Annotated in this window: 24 protein-coding genes and 1 tRNA gene; 11 read left to right on the top strand and 14 right to left on the bottom strand. The window is 67.4% G+C overall.

Annotation, left to right across the window (positions count from 1 at the left end):
* The 5 genes from A5624_RS15525 to A5624_RS27470 all read left to right on the top strand — a co-directional run.
* Window positions 1-548 (top strand): TIGR03557 family F420-dependent LLM class oxidoreductase (locus tag A5624_RS15525; RefSeq protein WP_156749036.1); only part of this gene is annotated, 548 nt, incomplete at its 5' end.
* A gap of 187 nt (window positions 549-735) precedes the next feature.
* Window positions 736-1,149: a malate dehydrogenase gene (locus tag A5624_RS15520; protein WP_066867719.1), complete on the top strand. Its 414-nt coding sequence runs from the start codon at window positions 736-738 to the stop codon at window positions 1,147-1,149.
* 38 nt (window positions 1,150-1,187) lie between these two features.
* A complete protein-coding gene (locus A5624_RS15515; protein ID WP_066867716.1) occupies window positions 1,188-1,742 on the top strand; it encodes a type 1 glutamine amidotransferase domain-containing protein in 555 nt (184 codons plus the stop codon).
* A gap of 103 nt (window positions 1,743-1,845) precedes the next feature.
* The gene (locus A5624_RS15510; RefSeq protein ID WP_066867713.1) at window positions 1,846-2,535 is read left to right on the top strand and encodes a HemK2/MTQ2 family protein methyltransferase; all 690 of its coding nucleotides are present in this window, start codon (window positions 1,846-1,848) and stop codon (window positions 2,533-2,535) included.
* The gene (locus A5624_RS27470) at window positions 2,532-2,777 is read left to right on the top strand and encodes a CDGSH iron-sulfur domain-containing protein (RefSeq protein ID WP_082990579.1); all 246 of its coding nucleotides are present in this window, start codon (window positions 2,532-2,534) and stop codon (window positions 2,775-2,777) included. Before A5624_RS15510 ends, A5624_RS27470 begins: the two co-directional genes overlap by 4 nt.
* Here the strand turns inward: A5624_RS27470 and A5624_RS15505 are convergent.
* From A5624_RS15505 to A5624_RS15480, 6 genes are all read right to left on the bottom strand, one after another.
* On the bottom strand, window positions 2,713-3,726 hold the full coding sequence (locus tag A5624_RS15505; RefSeq protein ID WP_082990578.1) for an iron-containing redox enzyme family protein: 1,014 nt from the start codon (window positions 3,724-3,726) through the stop codon (window positions 2,713-2,715). The genes A5624_RS27470 and A5624_RS15505 overlap by 65 nt on opposite strands.
* Before the next feature lie 87 nt (window positions 3,727-3,813).
* A complete protein-coding gene (locus tag A5624_RS15500; RefSeq protein WP_066867707.1) occupies window positions 3,814-6,030 on the bottom strand; it encodes a SpoIIE family protein phosphatase in 2,217 nt (738 codons plus the stop codon).
* Window positions 6,027-6,599, bottom strand: coding sequence for a SpoIIE family protein phosphatase (locus A5624_RS15495; protein ID WP_066867704.1), 573 nt, complete (start codon window positions 6,597-6,599; stop codon window positions 6,027-6,029). The genes A5624_RS15500 and A5624_RS15495 overlap by 4 nt, the downstream gene beginning before the upstream one ends.
* Before the next feature lie 46 nt (window positions 6,600-6,645).
* Entirely contained in the window at window positions 6,646-7,056 is a 411-nt protein-coding gene (locus tag A5624_RS15490) for an anti-sigma regulatory factor (RefSeq protein ID WP_066867701.1), read from the bottom strand.
* Window positions 7,046-7,435 (bottom strand): STAS domain-containing protein, encoded by a 390-nt coding sequence (locus A5624_RS15485; protein ID WP_066867698.1) that lies wholly within the window; start codon window positions 7,433-7,435, stop codon window positions 7,046-7,048. Before A5624_RS15485 ends, A5624_RS15490 begins: the two co-directional genes overlap by 11 nt.
* A gap of 31 nt (window positions 7,436-7,466) precedes the next feature.
* Entirely contained in the window at window positions 7,467-8,360 is an 894-nt protein-coding gene (locus A5624_RS15480; RefSeq protein ID WP_066867687.1) for an STAS domain-containing protein, read from the bottom strand.
* Window positions 8,361-8,531: 171 nt separating this feature from the next.
* Between A5624_RS15480 and A5624_RS15475 the strand changes: the two genes are divergently transcribed.
* Together A5624_RS15475 and A5624_RS15470 are read left to right on the top strand one after the other, a co-directional pair.
* Complete coding sequence (locus A5624_RS15475) at window positions 8,532-8,900, top strand: STAS domain-containing protein (RefSeq protein ID WP_231997738.1); 369 nt, start codon at window positions 8,532-8,534, stop codon at window positions 8,898-8,900.
* 163 nt (window positions 8,901-9,063) lie between these two features.
* A complete protein-coding gene (locus A5624_RS15470; protein ID WP_066867681.1) occupies window positions 9,064-9,564 on the top strand; it encodes a DUF6328 family protein in 501 nt (166 codons plus the stop codon).
* A gap of 14 nt (window positions 9,565-9,578) precedes the next feature.
* On the opposite strand, the gene A5624_RS15465 is transcribed toward A5624_RS15470, so the two are convergent.
* Entirely contained in the window at window positions 9,579-10,295 is a 717-nt protein-coding gene (locus A5624_RS15465) for an HAD family hydrolase (protein ID WP_197505212.1), read from the bottom strand.
* A gap of 206 nt (window positions 10,296-10,501) precedes the next feature.
* On the opposite strand from A5624_RS15465, the gene A5624_RS15460 reads away from it, so the two are divergent.
* The 3 genes from A5624_RS15460 (at window position 10,502) to A5624_RS15450 (ending at window position 12,026) form a co-directional block, all read left to right on the top strand.
* Complete coding sequence (locus tag A5624_RS15460; protein ID WP_066867678.1) at window positions 10,502-10,819, top strand: hypothetical protein; 318 nt, start codon at window positions 10,502-10,504, stop codon at window positions 10,817-10,819.
* A gap of 156 nt (window positions 10,820-10,975) precedes the next feature.
* Window positions 10,976-11,278 (top strand): DUF4193 domain-containing protein, encoded by a 303-nt coding sequence (locus A5624_RS15455; protein ID WP_066867675.1) that lies wholly within the window; start codon window positions 10,976-10,978, stop codon window positions 11,276-11,278.
* Window positions 11,279-11,378: 100 nt separating this feature from the next.
* Complete coding sequence (locus A5624_RS15450; protein ID WP_066867672.1) at window positions 11,379-12,026, top strand: restriction endonuclease; 648 nt, start codon at window positions 11,379-11,381, stop codon at window positions 12,024-12,026.
* 44 nt (window positions 12,027-12,070) lie between these two features.
* Here the strand turns inward: A5624_RS15450 and A5624_RS15445 are convergent, their stop codons facing one another.
* From A5624_RS15445 to ponA2, 5 genes are all read right to left on the bottom strand, one after another.
* A complete protein-coding gene (locus tag A5624_RS15445) occupies window positions 12,071-12,760 on the bottom strand; it encodes a GAF and ANTAR domain-containing protein (RefSeq protein WP_066867669.1) in 690 nt (229 codons plus the stop codon).
* Between the two features lie 263 nt (window positions 12,761-13,023).
* A tRNA-Pro gene (locus A5624_RS15440) sits at window positions 13,024-13,100 on the bottom strand.
* Between the two features lie 61 nt (window positions 13,101-13,161).
* On the bottom strand, window positions 13,162-14,286 hold the full coding sequence (locus A5624_RS15435; RefSeq protein ID WP_066867666.1) for a PLP-dependent cysteine synthase family protein: 1,125 nt from the start codon (window positions 14,284-14,286) through the stop codon (window positions 13,162-13,164).
* On the bottom strand, window positions 14,283-15,302 hold the full coding sequence (locus A5624_RS15430) for a metallophosphoesterase (protein ID WP_066867663.1): 1,020 nt from the start codon (window positions 15,300-15,302) through the stop codon (window positions 14,283-14,285). The genes A5624_RS15435 and A5624_RS15430 overlap by 4 nt, the downstream gene beginning before the upstream one ends.
* Window positions 15,303-15,358: 56 nt before the next feature.
* Complete coding sequence (gene ponA2 / locus A5624_RS15425; protein WP_066867660.1) at window positions 15,359-17,791, bottom strand: transglycosylase/D,D-transpeptidase PonA2; 2,433 nt, start codon at window positions 17,789-17,791, stop codon at window positions 15,359-15,361.
* A 353-nt stretch (window positions 17,792-18,144) separates the two neighbouring features.
* Here ponA2 and A5624_RS15420 point away from each other — a divergent pair, with 353 nt between their 5' ends.
* Window positions 18,145-18,495: a WhiB family transcriptional regulator gene (locus A5624_RS15420; RefSeq protein ID WP_007772220.1), complete on the top strand. Its 351-nt coding sequence runs from the start codon at window positions 18,145-18,147 to the stop codon at window positions 18,493-18,495.
* Window positions 18,496-18,596: 101 nt separating this feature from the next.
* Here the strand turns inward: A5624_RS15420 and A5624_RS15415 are convergent, their stop codons facing one another.
* Window positions 18,597-19,754: an ArsA family ATPase gene (locus A5624_RS15415; protein ID WP_066867657.1), complete on the bottom strand. Its 1,158-nt coding sequence runs from the start codon at window positions 19,752-19,754 to the stop codon at window positions 18,597-18,599.
* Window positions 19,751-20,770: an ArsA-related P-loop ATPase gene (locus A5624_RS15410; RefSeq protein WP_066867654.1), complete on the bottom strand. Its 1,020-nt coding sequence runs from the start codon at window positions 20,768-20,770 to the stop codon at window positions 19,751-19,753. The genes A5624_RS15415 and A5624_RS15410 overlap by 4 nt, the downstream gene beginning before the upstream one ends.
* Window positions 20,771-20,800 lie beyond the last annotated feature (30 nt).

Below are 20,800 nucleotides of genomic sequence, written 5' to 3'. Positions count from 1 at the left end.
TGTGCGACTATTTCCAGGTCGACTCGGCCCGGCTGTGGGACGTGCCCGACGTGCCGGTCGGCATCGGGGTGGCGATGGCGGGTGCCCGGGGCGTCGACAAGTTCGCCAAGCTGGCCGACCACCTCATTGCGGTGGAGCCGGACGCCGAACTCGTCAGGGAATGGCACTCCGCCCGCCAAGCCGCCAACCTCGCGGGCGGCGGACGGGTGGTCGGCCAGATACCGGTCTCCTGGGATCCCGACCGCGACACCGCGGTGAAGCGTGCACACGACCAGTTCCGCTGGTTTGCCGGCGGCTGGAAGGTCAACGCGGATCTGCCGACGCCGGCCGGCTTCGCCGGGGCGACCCAGTACGTGCGGCCCGAAGACGTCGCCGAGACCATTCCCTGCGGTCCTGACCTCGATGCCATCGTCGAGGGCGTCCGGCCGTACTGGGAGGCCGGGTTCACCGACATCGCGCTGGTGCAGATCGGCGGGGAAGCCCAGGAGCGGTTCCTCGCCGAGGCCGCGGAGCCTTTGCTCGCGGCGTTGCGCGACGCAGCAAACTGATCGCAGGTTTGACCGCTTCCCGCCCGGGTATCCGCGTTCGCAGTCGTGCGGAGCCGGCCAACGCGCGCCGGGACGTCGGCAGAGCTGGGACGTGACGGGCGTTCCGGCGGCGTTGGCCCCGCAAATCGCCGCCGCACCGCCGGTGGCCCGGACACAGGTCTTCCGGCGAAGCAAGGGGGAGTGAAAGTTGAGCGATCAGACCGACGGCACCACGAACACACTCGTCAAGGTCCTCAGCGGTGCCAGTTTCGGACTCGGCGTCAGCGAATTGGTCGCCCCGGGCAAAGTGGCCGCAATCGCGGGCGTGGATGACACCAGCCGGTCGCGACGGGTGATCCGCGCGCTCGGGGTCCGCGAATGCGGCCATGGCGCCGCGCTGCTCGGCGGTCCCGCCAAGCTGGTGTGGACCCGGGTGGCCGGGGACGTCCTGGACATGGCCCTGTTGATCGCGGGCGTGGCCGCCCGCGGCCCGGGGCGACGCCGCCAGGGCGCCATCTCGGCGGCACTGCTGTCCGGTATCGCCGGACTGGACCTGTACACGGCGCTACGCACGACCGGCAACGGGGCCGCATCAGGCGCTCCAGCGCTACGAGCTCTTTGAGGCGAAAGTAATCGGTGATTCGCAGGAAGGGACCGACGATGTCAAACGAGTTGCAAGGCAAGAAAATTGCGATTTTGGCGGCCGACGGTGTGGAAAAGGTCGAGCTCGAACAGCCGCGTGCGGCGGTGCAGGAGGCCGGCGCAAAAGTCCAGTTGCTGTCGCTGAAGGACGGCGAAATCCAGGCGCGTAATCACGATCTGGAACCGGCGGGAACGTTTGCCGTCGATCGCCAGGTATCCGAGGCGTCCGTGGACGACTTCGACGGCCTGGTGCTGCCGGGCGGCACGGTGAACCCGGACAAGCTGCGCATGGACAAATCCGCGGTGTCTTTCGTTCGCGATTTCGTCGGATCGGGCAAGCCGGTGGCGGCCATCTGTCATGGCCCCTGGACGCTGGTGGAAGCCGGTGTGGCAGTGGGCCGGACGCTGACCTCGTACGCCAGTATTCGCACCGATCTGCGCAACGCGGGTGCCCATGTCGTCGACGAGGAGGTCGTCGTCGACGGCAACCTGATCACCAGCCGTTCCCCATCGGATCTTCCGGCGTTTTGCGCGACCATCCTCAAGCAATTCGCGCAGGCGACTACCGGCTGACCGCGACTTTTCGGCCGTTCCGTTTGAATGCGCCGGTTTGCGGGCATTATCCCGCCAAGCCGTGATCAGCGGCAATCCTTGTAGGGTTCTCGAAAGGCCAACAGTGACAACCACGTATCCCGAGCCCGTTGTTTCACCGGTGCCAAACGTGTATCAGCCGCAGGAGGACTCCCGTTTGCTGGTGGACGTGATGCACGATTCCGGCCTGATCCCGGGGCGTCGTGTGCTCGATCTCTGCACGGGCAGCGGGTTCGTCGCGATCGCGGCTGCCGCGATGGGATGCGCGAGTGCCACCGCCTTCGACATCTGCCCGCAGGCGGTGCGTTGTGCCCGGGAGAACGCCGCGGTGGCCGGCGTGCAGGTCGACGTCCGCGAGGGCTCCTGGAACGCCGCGGTGGATGACGCGCCGTTCGACGTCGTCGTGTCCAACCCGCCCTATGTCCCCACCCCGCCCGGCGCCGAGACCGAAGAGATCTGCCCGGCCGCCGGCCCGTCCTGGGCCTGGAATGCCGGCGCGGACGGCCGCACGATCCTCGATCCGCTGTGCGAGACCGCGCCAAAGCTGTTGCGCGACGGCGGATCCCTGCTGCTAGTGCATTCGGCGCTGTCCGGCGTGCAGCAGTCGCTGGATGCCCTGAAGTGGGCCGGGATGGACGCGAAAGTAATTGCCTCCAAATGGATACCGTTCGGTCCGGTGCTGTCGTCGCGGGCGCAATGGTTGGAGAGCGTCGGCCTGATCCCGCGCGGCCGGCGCGAAGAAGAGCTGATCGTGATCCGCGCGGAAAAGCGATGACCACTACCCGGGTACAGGTGGTGCCCAACGGGCCCGTGCTGGTCTCGGGCCCGGTGCGCATCGAGATGCCCAACGGCGAGGTCGTGGAATCCGACCGGTTCATGGTGGCGATCTGTACCTGCCGGCGCAGCGACCGTTATCCGTTGTGCGACACCAGCCATCGCAGGTGTCGACGCCTCAAGGCGTCGGCTGCTCCAGCGGCCGCCGCAGCGACGTCTGATTCTGGCGCCACGACGTCATAATCCGTTCCGCCAGGCGGTCTTCCACCGCGGCGTGCGCCCGGATACCGAAGATGACGTCGTGCTCGAGTTGCGGCTCCTGGGCGACGAGATCGCCGACGACATCGATGCGCACGACGTGCTCGTGCACCGCGTCGGCCTCGACATGCTCGCTGTAGAACTCGACGCAGGCCGCTGGCGCCTGCAGGCGGCGCAACGCCTTCACCATGCGCTGTGATCCCGGCGGTGAGGTGATCTCCGTCGAGGCGAAGTGCCCGATGGCGGCGCCGCGCAACGAGCGGTGCAGCCCGAACAGCGACATGAGGTTGACCACCGCCAGCGATTCGGCGGGCACCGCGTCGATGTAGCCCCAATACGTCGCGTCCAGTCCGGCCGCCGACAGCAGATCCGCGAACAGCTGCTGGTGTAACCGCGCGCCATGTCCGGCGCCGTACTCATCGAATTCGATTGCCACGAATGCCGCTTTGGCCACTCCGCGCAGCCGCGGGATGGCAAAGGCGTGCGGATCACCCTCCTTGAGGTGATACAGCGAGCGGTGCACGAAGTATTCACACATCTGCTGCCAGGTTCCGGTGTCGCGCAGGTAGTACGACGGGCCGGTGCCGTCGACGGGTTCGACCGTCAGCGCTTCCATCTCGGCCGCCGCGGTCTGATCGGGGTCGATGAGTCCGACATCGCGGCGCACGCCGGCCAGAAAGACGCGTTCCAGCTCGGCGCGCAGCCCCAGCAGCGCCGGGTTCCACTCCCAGGCGGGGTCGACGCCGGCGAGACCCCGATAGTGCAGCTCGTAGCACATCGACAGCGCCAGCTGCAGATCCAGACCATAGGGATCTGAATCGCGCACCGACGCGCCGATACGGGTCAGGTGATCGCCGGAGGGCGGGCCGGACAGCGCGCAACGCACGGCTGTTGACAGCGGCCCGTGTGCTGCAGGCAGGACGGGTTCGGTCATGGTCGATGCGTGGGTCACGCCGATGTCTACCCGCTACCGGGGGCTGGCAAACGGCGCGCCGGCGGTCGCATACGTCCCCCGCCCGCCTCAGCCGGCCGCTGACGGCGGTCGGAAGGTGATGTCGGCGGTGGTGCCGGCGGCGGTGGTGTCCAGGTCCATGGAATCGCTGAGCATCCGCATCAGCGGTAAGCCGCGGCCACCGTTGCCCGGGTTGGCGGCCGGCGTCTTCCACGATCCGTAATCGGTGATCCGGGTGCGCACTTCGTCGTCGGTGAGGCTGACTTCGAGCAGCATGGTTCCGGCGGCGAAACCACGGTAAGCGTGTTCGACGCAGTTGGTGCACCCCTCGTTGACCACCAGCACGATGTCGGCGGTCAGGTCTTCACCGATGCCCCCGGCGCGCAACCAGTCCGCCAGCCGATGCCGGATGCTGACCAATTGGTCTGCGGTGGCGACGGTTTCGATCCGCAGCGGGCTGTGCTGATGGCGGTAGATCACCATCGCGACGTCGTCGTCATATCCCGCTGCCGGAGCCAGCTTACGAAGCACCTCATCGGCGACGGTGTCCAGGGGTGATGTCATGGTCTGCGCCAGAACGTCTGCGGCGCGGGCGATTCCGTCGTCGATCGATTCGTGTTTGCGTTCCACGAGGCCGTCGGTGAACAGCATCAGCGTCGAGCCGGGCGGCAGCACCTGGGTGGTCTGCGGGCGCGGCTCGGTCCGGCGGACCGCGAGCGGCACCGACGCGGCATCGGTCAACAGCGTGGTCGTGCCGGGCTCCGGCCCGGCCAGCACGGCCGGCATGTGTCCGGCGTTGCTGTACTGCAGCACCCCGGTCTCGGTGTCCAGAATCGCCAGGAACACCGTGGTGCAGTACGCATTCGGGATGAGCGACGCCGCCGAGTCGAGCTGATCGAGCAGCACCGCGGGTTCGGCGCCGTTGATCAGTAGCGCCCGCGCGGAGCTGCGCAGCTGCCCCATGATCGCGGCGGCCGGCAGGCCGCGGCCCACGCAGTCGCCGACGACGATGCCGATGTGGTGCTCGCCGATCGGGAGCACGTCGTACCAGTCGCCGCCGATCTCCAAGGGCGGCACCGCGGGTTCGTAGCGAACGGTGAAGCCCGGCGGCGGCTGAACCGGCGGCAGCATGGCGCGCTGCAAGGTCAGCGACGTCTCGCGCGCGCTCTCGAACTGGCGCACGTGCTGCATGGCCAGACTCAGGTGGCTGATCAACACGGTGACCAGCAGCCGATCCTCCCCGCTGACCCACCGCGGTGTGCGCAGCTCGAGCCACAGCGCCAGGTTCCCGGTGCCGGAGAGCACCGCGACCAGTCCCTGCGCCTTGCCTGGATTCCCCGGCGCCTCAATCGTTTTCGCCGTCAGCGGCAGCTGGTGGCGCGCGTCCTGAAAGGTGTTGCGCAACCACGGCTCCAGCGCGCGCCATGACGAGGCGGACGGCTCGCCCGCCACCTGGACGGTCGGGTCGCCGTCACCGTTGGGCCACGAGACCGCGATTACCCGCTGCACGTCGATCGCCGCGCTGCACTCGTCGAGGGTGATCGACAGCAGCTCGTCCACGCTTTTGGCCACCGCCACCGCGGTGGCCAGCCGCAGCACCGCGCTCTCCCGGGCCGCGAAGGCGCGCTCGGCGGTGACGTCACGGATCGTTCCCACGTAGGCATCTCGATCGCTGCCGGTTTCCTTGACTGCGTTGATGCTCACCTTCACCCACGCCAGATGCCCGTCGGCGTGGCGAATCGGTGTTTCGTAGTCGGCCCGGCCGTGGCTCAGCACCCGGGTTATCTGTTCGGCCGCCGTCTTGGTGTCGACCAGCCAGGGGTGCGGCCATCGATACGGCAGACCCTCGCTGGAATACCCGAGGATCTCGATGAAGGCACTGTTCATCTCGACCACCGAGCCCTCGTGATCGGCGACGAAGAAGCCTTCCTGCAGGGAATTCACCAGTGCCGTGCGGAATTTGTCGCGATCGGCCAGCCCCTCGGCGCGGGCCCGTTGTTCGGCGTAGCGTCTGTTGCCGTCGATGAAGCCACGCGTCGCGACGTCCAGCGGAACCAGCAGCTGCAGCAGGAACTCCAGCGCGATCGGCGCATCCACGCGCACGTCCGTCGCAATTTCGAAGACCAGCCGCACGTGATGCTCGACGATGTCGAGCAGGCTGATCTGCTCCTGCAGGGCCCTGCGCCCGAGCTCGTTGCCGACCGACAGGGTCGCCTCGTCACGCGAATCGACGTAGGCGCGTAACGCGGCCTCGTACTGGTCGTAAAAGTCGTGGTGGGCGTTCACATCGTCACTCCCCGGTGCCGCGCGGCCAGCACCATCGCATCGTCGGTCTCCTTCGCGTCCTTGCCGAGGAGTCCTTCGGCGATGGCGACCGCCGGGGCCGAAAAGTCGATATGGTCCAGGTAGTCTTCGATGATTCCGTCCGTCCGCATCAGCAGCAGATCACCGGGGCGAATCGAAACGGCTTGCGCTGGTCTGATTTCCGGTATGCGATAACCGACGATGCCGCCAATGAGACGTGCCGTGGACTGGATATGGATACCGGTTGGTGCCTTGGTCACCAGATGGGCGGTGACATTGCCCACGCCGGCCCACGTCACCGTGTTGTCGGCAAAGTCGACCCGCGCCAACGTCATTGCGACTCCTCTGGTGCCGGCCAACACCCGGTGACAGAGTTGGATCAACACTTCGATCGGCTCCGACGCGGCCCGCGTGACCGTGTCGACCGCCCGCAGCGCGGCGTCGGCGGCGGCAGGCCCGTGGCCGAGCCCGTCCACCAGTCCGAACAATGCGGCCGTACCGGCGATGTCGACGGCAATGCCCCGATCACCGGAGGTGTCCTCGCTCGGCAAAGGCCTACCCGCCCTTGCCCATTCGATAGGTCCGAAACGCCCGTTCTTATGCACGAGGGGGAACCCATTTCCACATTTCGATGACGGTCCCCTGGCCCAGGGTCGACTCGACTACCAACCGGTCCATCAGGCGGCGGGCACCCGGCAGGCCCATGCCCAGACCCCGTCCGGTCGTGTAGCCGTCTTCCATCGCCCGCTCGATGTCGGCGATGCCGGGGCCCTGATCTTCGGCGCGCACCACCAGGGCTTCGCGTCCCTCCCGATCGGCGACGGCGACCCGAACCGCGCCGCGGCCCGCGTAGCTGGTGATGTTCCGCGCGATCTCCGAGATCGCCGTGGCGATCATCGTGACGTCGGTAAGGGAGAATCCCAGATCGAGGGCGAGTTGGTGTCCGGCCTTGCGGGCTTCGACGATGTCGTCGGGGTGGTCGATGGCGACGACGATATCAGCCGCCACCGTCGAGCCCGATCGTTGACTTCCCCACGCCGCCTTGGCGATTCAGCAGGGCGAGGCCCTCTTCAAGATCCAGCGCGGTGTTCATGTCGTCGAACTCAAGACCCAGCTGCACCATCGCGAAGGCCACCTCCGGCTGCAACCCCACGATCACGGTGTCCGCGCCGCGCAGCCGGGTCATGTGCGCGATGGTCCGCAGCGACCGCGCGGCAAAGGAATCCATCACATCGATGGCGGTGACGTCGACGATGATGCCCTGGGCGCGGAACTGGCTGACCCGTTCCATGAGGTCGTAACGAAGGCGTTCGGCGTCGGAGTCGGTGAGCGCGGCCTGTACCGACGCAATGAGAATCGAGCCCTGCTTCAGGATCGGTACTGGCATAGCGTGCTCGTGTCGATGGTGGTTAGCCGGTCTATTCGCCGGTGCGGGTGACCTCGTAGCCCAGCAGGCGTTCGGCCTCCTCGATGCCGCCCTGCAGGTCGCCGACCGCGTTCATCTTCGACAGGTCCAGCCCGATGGTCACCAGCGTCAGCGCGATCTCGGAGGATAGGCCGGTAATGATCACGCTGGCACCCATCAACCCCGACGCGTCGACGGTCTGCACCAGGTGGTTGGCTACCGTCGAGTCGATGGTGGGCACACCGGTGATGTCGATGACCACCACCTTGGCCCGGTTCGCGCGGATGGCCCGCAGCAGCTGTTCGGTGACCTGGCGGGCGCGCTGAGAATCCAGCACGCCGATGATCGGCAGGATCAGCAGCTGCTCACGCACCTGCAGCACCGGCGTCGACAGCTCGCGGATCGCCTCCTGCTGCTGGCGGATGATGCGCTCGCGTTCCTGCACGAACGACACGCCCACCGTGTTGGCGATGCGGTTTGCCGCCGGCTCGTAGGCGTCCAGCACCCGATTGAGCATGTCGAAGTCGGTCTGGTACTTCTCGAACAGCGAGCGGGCGAGCACGTCGCGCAGCAGCAGGACGATGCCGAGTACCTCGTCGGTCTCCACACCGCGCGGGATGATGCGTTCGGACAGGTCGCGCGCGTAGTCCTGCAGTGCCTCGACGCTACCGGTCTCGAGCACCTCGACGTAGCTGTCGTACACCGTCGTCGCCTCGGAGAAAATCTCCTCCGGGGTCATCGCGGTGAGCAACTGCGCCTCGGTGATGCGGCGGGCCCATTCCTCGCGCAAAATCGTCCGATTCTGCCGTAGATGCTGAACTAGCTGCGGCAGTAGGCCCTCGCTGGAAATACCCACGGTCTGCGCGGCGGCGCCGGTACTGTTGAAATCCGACGGCGAATCTGACATCTGGCCTCCCGAGTAGCCACGTCGCGCCCTGCGGTCTGCAGTTCCTTTTGCGAGACTAGCCTGGGTTGTCGCGGGGCACGTGTAGAGGGCATATTCTTCTCGCAGTTCGTAACGGCAGGCTAGGGTTGAACCACGCTTAAGGCACTCAAGGCCCAGGACAAAGGATTGCCATTGTCAGCTCCTGATTCGATTACCACGTTGGTTGAAGACCACGACGGGGTGTCCGTGGTCAGTGTCAGCGGCGAAATCGATTTGGTCACGGCGCCCGCGCTGGAACAAGCCATTAGCGCTGTCGTCGCCGATAGCCCGACGGCGCTGGTCATCGATCTCTCGGCGGTGGAGTTTCTCGGCTCGGTCGGCCTGAAGATCCTGGCCGCGACGTATGAGAAGCTGGGCAAGCAGACCGGGTTCGGCGTGGTCGCACGCGGTCCGGCCACCCGCAGGCCGATCCACCTGACCGGTCTGGACAAGACCTTCCCGCTGTATCCGACGCTCGACGACGCACTGACCGGCGTGCGGGACGGCACACTCAACAGCTAGCGCCGCGCTTTACCCATCGCTTGCCTGACAACGCCTTTGGCGCGGATGCGGCAATTCCAATTTCGCATCTCGTCGATTTCGGCGCCTATTCTGCGTTTTTTCTCGAGGACACCGCCGGCCTGAAGCGGTCTGCGCGCCCGGCGCAGGTGCGATGATCGGGGCTATGGACGTCGACCATCCGCAATCGGACCAGCGGTGGGATCGCCGTGCGCGCGGCGAGACAGAAGTTCAACGGCTGGACCGCAATTGGAACAGCCTGCTGCAGGAGCTGCGCGTGGTCCAGACCGGGGTGCAGCTGCTGACCGGATTCCTGTTGACCCTGCCGTTCCAGCAGCGCTTCGACGTGTTGGGGCCGCCGATGCGGGTGGTCTATTTGGCCAGTGTGGTGTGCGCGGTGTGCGCGACCGTCTTGCTGATCGCGCCGGTGGCCATGCACCGGATGCTCTTCCGGCGTCATCGGCTACAAGTCCTGGTCTCGGCCGCACACCGGTGTGCCTATGCCGGGCTGGCCCTGCTCGGTCTGGCGGTCATCGGCCTCACCACGATCATCTTCGCCGCGGTGGCCGGGCGGACCGTGGGCCTGATAGCCGGAGGGTGTGCGCTGCCGCTGTTCACCTTCTTCTGGTGGGTGCTGCCACTGATGCTGCGGACGCACGGCGAGTGACGCGACCCCGCCGGTCAGCGACCGGGCGCGAGCGCCGCGATCCGGGTGGACGTCAGGTGTTCGAGCAGGTCACGCGGATCGGCGAAGACGGGGTCGGCCCCCGCCTCCTGCAGTTCCGCGCGGGCGATGCCGCCGCTGCACAGCCCGATGCACGGCACTCCCGCGCCGGACGCGGCGCGTGCGTCCCATACGGCGTCCCCGACGAACACGGCGTGTTCAGCGTCCACACCGGCGCGTTCCAGGGCCACGTTCACGATGCCGGGTTCGGGCTTGGCGGTGTCGACGTCGCGTGACGACGTCGTCTCGGAGATGACGTCGTCGCAATCGAGCACCTTGCGCAGGATCTCCAGCTCGTCTTCGGGCGCCGAGCTGGCCAGCACCACCTGCAAGCCCAGCTCGGCGACGCGGCGCAGCAGGTCGCGGGCGCCGGGCAGCGGTTGCAGCAGCGGCGTGATCTCCCGGTAGTACTCGCTGTGCTTGTCGCTGAGGCGCTCCTGGACGTCGGCCGGGGCGTCGTCGGAGAGCTTGCGCACGAGCGTGGATCCGTCCATACCGATGCAGCGATGGATTTGCCAGGACGCCACCACCATGCCCTCGGCGTCGAACGCGCGCTGCCAGGCGTGCACGTGCAGGTAGTTGGAATCCACCAGGGTTCCGTCGACGTCGAACAGGACGGCGGGGCGGCCGCCGCGCGCCGTCAGGGCAGGCTCCCGGCGCCGGTGCCGGGGCACCCGCCCGCATGCGATCGTGAAATCATGTGCCCGGCATACCCACGCAGGGCGTGACTGACACGGTCCACCCTTCGTTTGGTCCCTGGGCCGACGGGTACCCCGGGTGATGATCCGCTGCGCCGGGACGGCTGTGCCGTGCTTGCCAGCGGATCCGACCTAGCCGTATGTATTGAATGACGCTGGCACACAATAGTTTTCGACGAGGAATGACGTTGGATTACCGCAAGAACGCCCCAGTCGACCATGCCCGTACCACCCGTGCGCACGCCGGCGAATCCCTCCAGAACGGCGCCAACGCACCCGGGCTTGCCGGGTCGGCCCTCGCGGTGATCGCCCTCACCGTCGGGCTGTTCGCCGTGGCCGCCGGCCATCTGGTGGTCGGCGCCGTCGCCCTGATCGCCGCCGTCATATTGGGCGCGCTGAGCGCGACCTGGCTGCTGCGCACCCACCGCAAGGTTCGCGATGCCGAACTGCGCTGGCATGCCAAGCATTCCGACCAGCCGGCGCCACCGCCCAGCAGCTGACGGAATCGGTACGCGCCTGATCCCGCGGCGAGCGGGTGAATTGGGCACATTTTTTCGGTCGCAATGGTGTAGCACACCCCCGAACGGGGTACTGCCTGCGCCACGGGTGAGTACAGGAAAGTGCGTCAACCCGTTCCGGAGCAGGAAGGAACACCGATGGCGACCACCACTGACTACGACGCACGCCGTATATCCGACGCGGACACCCCGGACAAGTCCTCGCTACGCGAATTGGCCCCGACCCTGCAGGGAGCCGCCACCACCGTGGTGGACGAGGACCCCAACGATGTGCACTTCTTCGAGCTGCCGGGCGCCGACCTGTCCGGGGAAGAGCTGTCGGTGACCGTGATTCCGCAGCGGGCCGACGAGTTCACCTGCTCCAGCTGCTTTTTGGTCCAGCACCGTAGCCGGATGCGCACGTCGAGCGCCGGCCTTCCGGTGTGCGCCGACTGCGCCTGAGATCGGCTCTTCCGGAAGACTCCCCGGCCCGCGTGAGCCCCGCGCCGCGACCGCGAACCTGCGCTGGATTGTCGGTGGCATCCACTAGGTTCAGCGGACGATGGAGAAGGTGCTCGGGTCGCTCCTGCCGCTGGGGTTAGCGCTCCCTTGGTATTTCACGCAGCGGGCCACCGGTAGCCTGCCGGCGGGATGCGCGGCCGGCCTGGTCGGCCTGGCCGCCGCGGTGGCCATCCTGTGGTGGCTTTCGCTGCAACGGGATCGCCACCAGGCCGACGCGCAGCGACGCCGCGACCTCAAATGCGCGAAAGCCGGGCTGCGGACCATCGATCGGATGTCGGGCACCGAGTTCGAGGAATTCGTTGCGGCACAGCTTCGGATCGCGGGCTACAGCGTCACCCCGACGGCGAGCACCGGCGACTACGGCGTGGACCTGATCGCCAAGAAGGACGGTGCCCGCATGGCCGTTCAATGCAAAAGGCTGGCGAAGGCGGTGGGCGTGGCCGCGGTCCAGCAGGTCGTGGCCGGGGCGCTGCACCATGGCTGCAACCGGACGGTCGTGGTGACCAACCAGACCTTCACCAAGGCGGCTCGCCGGCTGGCCAGCACCCATCACTGCCGTCTGGTGGCGCGCACCCAATTGCACAGCTGGACGCGAATCGCCACCGTTCCCGGCCGGGGCCCGCGGCGCACACCCGGGGTCGCTCCCCACGCCCGGCCGCAGCGGCTGGAACCGGAGTGGGACGCCTAACGAGAGCCTCTGCGCCACAGCATGTTCGGGCCGTCACGCCGGTGTCAGCGCCGGGTGGCGTCATCGATCACCCGGCGCGCGATGTCCCGCAGCGGGGTGTTCATGCTCTGCGAGAGTTTGATCAGCGTGTTGAAGGCGGTCTGATCGTCGAGGTCGTAGCGCTCGATGAGGATGCCTTTGGCCTGGCCGATCATGTCGCGGGTGCTCAGGGCTTCCTTGAACTGTTGGGTGCGCACCACGTTGCTCCACGCCAGGGCGCCCAGCGTCGCGAAGATGGCGGCGATCCGACGGGAGTCCTCGGAGAAGGCCTGCGGGCGATCGGCATAGAAGTTCAGGGCGCCCATGCTCAGCTCGTCGGCGAACATCGGCAGCGACAGAACGCTGCGGATCGGCGTGTGGGCGAGCGCGTCGGCCTGATACTTCGGCCAACGTTGGTCCATCTCGAGGTCGTCGATGACGACGACCTTGCGGGTCCACGCGGCGTGCACGCACGGCCCTTCCAGGTGGCGCTGCTGGAACTCGTCCAGCAGGCGGGCGCTGTCGTGGGTGACCGACGGGGTGCTGATCTCGTTCTGCCGGCTGGTGACGGTGATCCCCGCTTCCTGAGCCCCCGGCACCCAGCGCGCGGCCGCGCTGGTCAGGTCGTCGAGCACCTGGGGGAAGTCAGACGCGTCCGCCGAATAGATGGCGCGCAGAACGTCGGTGAACAGGGTCAGATCGTCAAAATTGGTCACTGAATGTCGCCCTCATGCTTCGAGACCGGTTACAGGCAATTCCGCGCCGTTTTCTGCAGCCTGCGGTCTCGCGAGGCGATCACTGATTAGCTATGACGGCGACGAAAGTCGATGCTGTCTGCTTAGCATGACGGTGAGATCCATTATATCGGCCGGGTTTCCGCCGATTGCGCCCGATACCGACTCTGGACGGACCCCGGTTGACGGGGGCCAGACGCCGGTCGCGACCCTCCGCCGCGGCTGACGAGCGACGGATGTCCAACTGGTCGGGGTGGCGGGATTTGAACCCACGGCCTCTTCGTCCCGAACGAAGCGCGCTACCAAGCTGCGCCACACCCCGCTTGAAGCTCCGACAGCCTATCGCACCGGGCCGTCGGCTGGCCAAACCGCGGTGCGCGAGGTCACGTCCAGGTGCACGATCGCTCGAACTCGACCAGCGCCTCGGCCGGGCCGGTCGGATCCAATCCCTGCGCCCGCACCCACTCGTCACTGAAATAGGTGTCGCGGTAGCGATCGCCGCTGTCGGCGAGCAGCGTGACGACCGAACCGCTGCGGCCCTCGGCGACCATCTCGGCGAGCAGGCCGAACGCACCCCACAGGTTGGTCCCCGTCGACGGCCCCACCCGGCGCCCCAACACGGCGCTGACGTGCCGCGCGGCCGCGATCGAGGCCGCGTCCGGAACGGCCACCATCCGGTCGACGACGCCGGGCAGAAACGACGGCTCCACCCGCGGCCGGCCGATGCCCTCGATGCGCGACGAGCCGGGCAGCACCAGGTCGTTCAGGTCGTTCTGGCCTTCGGCGTAGGCGGGGAAGAACGCGGAGTTCTCCGGGTCGACGACGCACAACCGGGTGGCGTGGCGCCGGTACCGGATGTAGCGCCCGATCGTGGCGCTGGTTCCGCCGGTGCCCGCCCCGACCACGATCCACTCCGGGACGGGGTGCTCCTCCTCGCGCATCTGCTCGAAGATCGACTCGGCGATGTTGTTGTTGCCCCGCCAGTCGGTGGCGCGTTCGGCGTTGGTGAACTGGTCCAGGTAGTGGCCACCGGTCTCGTGGGCGATCCGCTGGGCCTCGGCGTAGACCTCGCTGGCGCTCTGCACAAAATGGCAACGGCCGCCATGGGCTTCGATCAGCGCCACCTTCGACGCGCTCGTCGCCGCCGGCATCACGGCGACGAACGGCAGCCCCAGCAGGGCGGCGAAATAGGCCTCGGACACCGCCGTCGAACCCGACGACGCCTCGACCACGGTGGTGCCCTCGTCGATCCAGCCGTTGCACAGCGCGTAGAGGAACAACGAGCGGGCCAGCCGGTGCTTGAGGCTGCCGGTGATGTGCGTGGTCTCGTCTTTGAGGTACAGCGCGACCTGGGCGCCGGGACCGCCCATGCTCCACGCCGACGGCAGCGGATAGCGAAGCAGATGGGTGTCGGCGCTGCGCCGGGCGTCGGCCTGGATCAGCCGGATCGCATTGTCGGTCCAGCAACGCGAGCGGCTGCGGACCGCGATCCGGGTCTGGCCGGTCAACGCACCGATGCTGTTGGCTGCGAACGGCTCAGGTCGCTGGCCGTGTCGCGGTCGCCCATCGGGGTGGCGATCAACGTCAGCAGGGTCGCCTCCGGGCGGCAGCAGAATCGCACCGGCGCGAACGGCGAGGTCCCCATGCCGGCGGACACATGCAACTGCATGTTCGCGCCCCAGCGCGACGGTCCCTTGGCGCGCGAGCGGTCCAGGCCGCAGTTGGTCACCAGCGCGCCGTAGAACGGCAGGCACACCTGGCCGCCGTGCGTGTGCCCGGCCATCACCAGTTGATAGCCGTCGGCGGCGAACCGGTCCAGCACCCTGGGCTCGGGCGAATGGGTCAGTCCCAGCCGCAGATTCGCCGCCGGGCTGGCCGGGCCGGCGATGGTTTCGTAGCGGTCCCGGTCCAGGTGCGGGTCGTCCACGCCCGCGGCCGCGACGTGCAGGCCGGCGACTTCGAACTCGCGGCGGGTGTGGGTGAGATCGAGCCAGCCGCGCTCGGTGAACGCCGCCCGCAGGTCCTGCCAGGGCAGCGGTTCACCGCGGACCCGGTGCGACGGATTGGTCACGTAGTTCAGCGGATTCTTCAGCTTCGGCGCGAAGTAGTCGTTGCTGCCGAACACGAAGACACCCGGGCGAGAAAGCAGGTCACCCAGGGCCTGGATGACCGACGGCACCGCCTTGGGGTGGGCCAGGTTGTCGCCGGTGTTGACCACCAGGTCCGGTTCCCAGCCGGCCAGTTCGCGCAGCCACGCCTGTTTGCGGCGCTGCCCGGGCGTCATGTGAAGGTCGCTGATATGCAGCACCCGCAACGGAGTCGAGCCGGGGGACAGCACGGGAATGGTGATCTCGCGTAGGACGAACGCGTTGCGCTCGATGACCGCGGCATAGCCGAGGCCGGCGACGCTCGAAGCAAGGGTGGCGGCGCCGGCACGTATCAGGACGGGCACGGCTCGGCGAGGATGCGGGCCGCGAGGCGGCCCGGGGAGGAGCCGGGCTATCGGGACTTGAGCATCAGCCATGCTGGCAGCCTACTGCCGGTCGGGGACTGGCAGCGTATCTCTTGACGTCACGACGTTTATGGCGGCGGCGGCTGGCCGGGCGCCGGTGGTGGCGGCGCCAGCAGCGGAATGGTGATTGGCGGCAGGCCCGGGATCTCGACGACCTGCGAACCGACCGGCGGCGGTGCACCTTCCGGTGGCGGCGGCGGGGCCGGCGGGATGCCGTTGCTGACCTGAATGGTGATGATCGAGCCCGGGATCGTCGCGCCGCTCGGCGTCGTGCCGACCACTTCGCCCTGCTTCGCGCTGCTGTTGACGAAGTTGTTCTGGTCGGAGACCTGGAAGCCGGCCTCCTTGATGCGTTGGCGTGCCGCGTCGATATCCAGGCCGGCGACGCTGGGCACCCGTGACCCGGGCGACCCGTCGACGTAGCGGGGATCGGTGGGCGGCAACTGCACGGGTCCGAAATTGGTGGCGATCGGTTTCATCGCGGTGAACCAGGTGCGGGCCGGCTCGTTACCGCCGTACAGGTCGCCCTCGGCGCAGTGGCGCAGCGGGGCGGAGCACAGATCGGTGGGGTTCGTCGAGTCGTCGTAGATGTAGTTGGCCGCCGCGTAGTGGTTGGTGAAGCCCACGAAGCCCGACGAGCGATGCGCCTCGGTGGTGCCCGTCTTCCCGGACACCGGCAGGTCCCAGCCCGCCGCGCTCGCCGAACCGGCCGCCGTGCCGCCGCCCAGGGCGTCCTTGCTCATCGCGTTGGCCAGCGTGTTCGCCAGACCGTCGGGCACCACCTGGTCGCAGGTCTCGGTGGTGACGGCGACCTCGTTGCCCTTGCGGTCGACCAGCTTGTCGATCGGGTTGGGCGGGCACCAGGTGCCGCCCGAGGCCAGGGTGGCCGCGACGTTGGACAGCTCCAGTGCGTTCACCTCGATGGGGCCCAGCGTGAACGAGCCGATGTTCTGCCGCTTGACGAAGTCGGCCAGGCTCTCGTTGCTGTCGGGGTTGTAGTCGCGGGCCGTGCCGGGGTCGGCGTAGGACCGCAGCCCCAGCTTGATGGCCATGTCCACCGTGCGCGTCACACCGACCTGCTGGATCAGCTTGGCGAACGCGGTGTTGGGCGAGGTGGCCAACGCGTCGGTGACGTTCATCGACCCGCGGTAGTTACCGGCGTTGACCACGCACCAGTTGTCCTTAGGGCAGCCCTTCGCCCCGCCGCTACCCATGCCCTTCGCCTGGAACCGGCCCGGCACCTCGAGCGTGGCGTTGATGCCCATGCCCATGTCCAGGGCCGCGGCCGTGGTGAAGATCTTGAAGACGGATCCCGCGCCGTCACCGACCAGCGAGAACGGCTGCGGGCGCATGGTCTGGCCGGCGTCGACGTCGAGGCCGTAGGTGCGGTTGCTGGCCATGGCCATCACCTTGTGCGACGTCTTGCCGGGTTGGATCACGCTCATCACGCTCGATATCCCCGGCAGGGTCGGGCTGGCGAATTTGTCGATGGCCGCCTTGACCGGGATCTGCACATCCGGGTCCAGCGTCGTCTTGATGAGGTAGCCGCCCCGGGCCACCTGTTCCTTACTGATCCCGGCCCGCGACAGGTACTCCTGGACGTAGTCGCAGAAGAAGGCGCGGTCGCCCGCAGCGATGCAGCCGCGGGGCAGCTCGTTGGGCTGCGGCAGGATGCCCAACGGCGCGGCCTTGGCGGCGCGCAGTGCTTCCTCCTCCTGCGGAATGTTCTGAATCATGGTGTCCAGCACCAGGTTTCGCCGTGCCAGCGCGCCTTCTGGGTTGATGTACGGGTTGAGCGCGCTGGTCGACTGCACCATGCCCGCCAGCAGCGCCGCCTGCTGCCAGTTCAGGTCGGACGCGTTGATGCCGAAGTAGGTCTGGGCTGCGTCCTGCACGCCGAACGAGCCGTTGCCGAACGACACCAGGTTCAGATAGCGGGTCAGGATCTCGGGCTTGGTGAAGGTTTTGTCCAGCGTCAACGCCATGCGGATCTCGCGCAGCTTGCGGGCCGGGGTAGTCTCCACCGCCGCGCGCTTCTCCGCGTCGGTTTTCGCCGTGACGAGCAGTTGGTAGTTCTTGATGTACTGCTGCTCGATGGTCGAGCCACCCCGGGTGTCCACGTCGCCGCGGGCGTAGCCGGCCAGGCCGGTCAGGGTGCCTTTCCAGTCCACGCCGTTGTGGTCGGCGAACCGCTTGTCCTCGATGGAGACGATGGCCAGCTTCATCGTGTTGGCGATCTTGTCGCTGGGCACCTCGAACCGGCGCTGCGAATACAGCCAGGCGATGGTGTTGCCCTTGGCGTCGACCATCGTCGACACGGCGGGCACCTCGCCCTCGAGCAGCTGGGCCGAGCCGTTGGCCACCACTTCCGAGGCGCGATTGGACACCAGTCCTATTCCGCCGGCGAACGGGAACAGCAGAGCCGTGGCGACGACGCTGGCCAACAAACAAAGCCCCGCAAGCTTGAGGATCGTGAGCGCGGCCGGGGGGCGGTCTGACATGGCTACTACAGTAGCGGCCCCCAGTCACGCCGCCACGCTGCACGTTCTTCCAAAATTTGCGTCATCTTGAGACCGGTGGCGGCGGGTCTGAATTTGCAGTTGCGTCACAGGTCAGACGTGCAACAGAGTGTGCAAGATCACTTCTTCGCCTATCGTTTGGTACGAGACGGCACGCCCGTCCCAAAAAAAGCGTTATCGGACTGTTGCGCAATTGGCACCTGACCACCTAACTTAGACACACGGTGAGATTCAGGTAACACCGACGTACATAGTGTGGCGTAGATCGCTAGGTCAGGATCTGCACCCGAGGAGGGCGGCCGTGACGGGCGGCCGGTAGGGAAAGGGAACAGTTCGTGTCACCAATACGGCCGGCGGCGCGTAGGACAAACATTGCAGCCGCACAAGGGGTACTCCGCAGTGTCGATGCCGAAGAACGGATCGCTTGGGTCTCGAAGGCGCTCTGCCGGACCACCGATCCCGACGAACTGTTTGTCCGCGGAGCGGCCCAGCGTAAAGCGGCCGTGATCTGCCGTCATTGCCCGGTGATGCAGGAATGCGGGGCAGACGCGCTGGACAACAAGGTCGAGTTCGGGGTCTGGGGCGGCATGACCGAGCGGCAGCGCCGCGCCCTGCTCAAGCAGCACCCCGAGGTGGTTTCCTGGGCGGACTTCTTCGACAAGAGGCGGACCCGCAGCGTCGGCTGATCTTCACCGGCCCGACGGGCCGCCGGTCGATCGGCGCGGGTAGGGCCGACGTCCCGCCATTCGTCATTACGTTTCTGTTACGACGGGCTCCGGTCGGTTCCTCAGCGGGCCGTTGCCCGGCCCGCATCGTCACCGACCGAAGTGATCTGATCGGCGAGCGCCCGCAGCGCCTCCAAGTCCGAAACATCGAACGGCAGCGACGGAACCCCGATCACCGGCACGTGCGGGTTGGCCCCGGTGAACCGCGACAGCAGCCTGATCTCCCGCTTGGCGGTCTGCGCACGGTCGGCGTGAATCTTCAACACCGCCGACGCCAGCGACGCGGACTCGGAATCGCCGTCCTGGTCCAGCATTTCGCTGCCATCGATTGCCCGCTCGGCCGGCAGCGAGCACAACGGCGGATGGGTGCGGTTCAACACCAGCCCGGCGAGCGGCATCCCTTCCTGCGACAGGCGGTCGACAAAGAACGCCGCCTCGCGCAGCGCGTCGGGCTCGGCCGCCGACACCACGACGAACTGCGTCCCGCGCCGCTTCAGCAGCGCGTAGGTGCGATCGGCCTTCTCGCGGAAGCCGCCGAACGTGGCGTCCAGCGACTGCACGAACGCCGCGGCGTCGCCGAGCATCTGTGAACCCAGGATCGTCGACATCGCCTTCATCGCCAAACCCATTGCGCCGGTGACCAACCGCCCGATGCCGCGGCCCGGCGCCAGCAGCAGCCGCCACAGCCGGCTGTCCATGAAGCTGCCCAGTCGCTTCGGCGCGTCCAGGAAGTCCAGGGCGTTGCGCGACGGCGGCGTATCCACGACCACCAAATCCCAGCGATCCTCGGCCAGCAACTGGCCCAGCTTCTCCATCGCCATGTACTCCTGCGTGCCGGCAAGCGAACTGGCGACGGTCTGATAAAACTGGTTGTCCAGAATCGCCTGCGCGCGACCGGGTCCCGAGTACTGGACCACCATCTCGTCGAAGGTACGGCGCATGTCGAGCATCATCGCGTGCAGCTCGCCGGGAACCTCCGCCGCCAGCGGGACGCGTTGCGGCGTGTTGCCGAGGTCGCTGACCCCCAGCGCCTGGGCCAGCCGCCTGGCCGGATCGATCGTCAAAACGCAGACGTTGCGCCCGTATTCGGCGGCGCGCAGCGCGATCGCGGCCGCGGTGGTGGTCTTGCCCACCCCGCCGGCGCCGCAGCACACCACCACACGGTTGGTGGTGTCGGCCAGGATGGCGGCCATGTCAAGCTGTTTGGGCGTGGTGCTCATCGAACCCCCTGCTGCGCAAGTGATTCCGACAGCTCGTAGAGGCTACCGAGGTCGACCCCGTCGGAGATGGCCGGTAGTTCCAGTCGCGCCACCTTCAGCGCCTCGAGCTGTTGTGCGATCTCGGCGCGGGTCGCGACGACCGTCGCGTGCTCGATGGTCTCGGTCAGCAGACCTGCGAAGTCCTTGTCGTTCAAGCTGATTCCGGACTTTTCCAATCCGGCCCGCACCGAGTCCGCATCAACGTCACCCTCGGCGGCCTTCGCCAGGTCGGCAGGCTGCAGATAAGACGGAATGTTGCGGTTCACGATCACGCTGCCGATCGGCAGCTGCATCTCGGCGAGCTCCTCGATGGCTTCCAGCGTTTCCTGGACCGGCAACGCCTCCAACAGAGTGACTAAGTGAATGGCCGTCTGCTCGGAGTGCAGCAACCTCACCACGCCGTCGGCCTGCGAATGCACCGGGCCGCCCTTGGCCAGATCGGACACGGCTTTGGTGACGTCGAGGAAGCGCGCGATCCGTCCGGTCGGCGGGGCGTCGACGACGATCGCGTCGTAAACCGGCAGCCGGTTCTTGTCGACGCGGATCACCGTCTCCTTGATCTTGCCGGTCAGCAGCACGTCACGCAGGCCGGGCGCGATCGTCGTCGCGAACTCGATCGCGCCGATGCGGCGCATCGCGCGACCCGCAATGCCCAGGTTGTAGAACATGTCGAGGTATTCCAGGAAGGCGGCCTCGATGTCGATCGCCAGGGCGTTGACCTGACCGCCGCGTTCGGCGGTCGCGATCTTCACCTCTTGGTATGGCAGCGGCGGGACGTCGAAGAGTTGCGCAATCCCTTGGCGGCCTTCGACTTCCACGAGCAAGACCTTGCGGCCCCCGGCGGCGAGCGTCAGTGCCAGCGCCGCCGCGATGGTCGACTTGCCCGTACCGCCTTTGCCGGTCACGAAATGTAAACGGGCCTTCGTCAAGCGCGCAGGCCAGCCGACGGCAGCTCCGCCGCTCGATGTGGTTGCCACCTTCGCATGCTAGCCCGACCCGATAAGCTC

This window comes from Mycobacterium sp. 1482292.6 (assembly GCF_001672995.1).
In the GTDB taxonomy this organism is placed as follows: Bacteria; Actinomycetota; Actinomycetes; order Mycobacteriales; family Mycobacteriaceae; genus Mycobacterium; species Mycobacterium europaeum_A.
Note: the sequence above shows the minus strand (reverse complement) of the source record. Positions and strands in the feature narration are given on the sequence as shown.

Excerpts from the sequence above, each read along its gene's own strand:
- A5624_RS15515 (WP_066867716.1), top strand. The coding sequence starts at position 1,188 with ATGTCAAACGAGTTGCAAGGCAAGAAAATTGCGATTTTGGCGGCCGAC.
- A5624_RS27470 (WP_082990579.1), top strand. The coding sequence starts at position 2,532 with ATGACCACTACCCGGGTACAGGTGGTGCCCAACGGGCCCGTGCTGGTC.
- A5624_RS15505 (WP_082990578.1), bottom strand. The coding sequence starts at position 3,726 with ATGACCGAACCCGTCCTGCCTGCAGCACACGGGCCGCTGTCAACAGCC.
- A5624_RS15485 (WP_066867698.1), bottom strand. The coding sequence starts at position 7,435 with ATGCCAGTACCGATCCTGAAGCAGGGCTCGATTCTCATTGCGTCGGTA.
- A5624_RS15480 (WP_066867687.1), bottom strand. The coding sequence starts at position 8,360 with ATGTCAGATTCGCCGTCGGATTTCAACAGTACCGGCGCCGCCGCGCAG.
- A5624_RS15470 (WP_066867681.1), top strand. The coding sequence starts at position 9,064 with ATGGACGTCGACCATCCGCAATCGGACCAGCGGTGGGATCGCCGTGCG.
- A5624_RS15460 (WP_066867678.1), top strand. The coding sequence starts at position 10,502 with ATGACGTTGGATTACCGCAAGAACGCCCCAGTCGACCATGCCCGTACC.
- A5624_RS15455 (WP_066867675.1), top strand. The coding sequence starts at position 10,976 with ATGGCGACCACCACTGACTACGACGCACGCCGTATATCCGACGCGGAC.
- A5624_RS15450 (WP_066867672.1), top strand. The coding sequence starts at position 11,379 with ATGGAGAAGGTGCTCGGGTCGCTCCTGCCGCTGGGGTTAGCGCTCCCT.
- A5624_RS15430 (WP_066867663.1), bottom strand. The coding sequence starts at position 15,302 with ATGGCTGATGCTCAAGTCCCGATAGCCCGGCTCCTCCCCGGGCCGCCT.
- ponA2 (WP_066867660.1), bottom strand. The coding sequence starts at position 17,791 with ATGTCAGACCGCCCCCCGGCCGCGCTCACGATCCTCAAGCTTGCGGGG.
- A5624_RS15415 (WP_066867657.1), bottom strand. The coding sequence starts at position 19,754 with ATGAGCACCACGCCCAAACAGCTTGACATGGCCGCCATCCTGGCCGAC.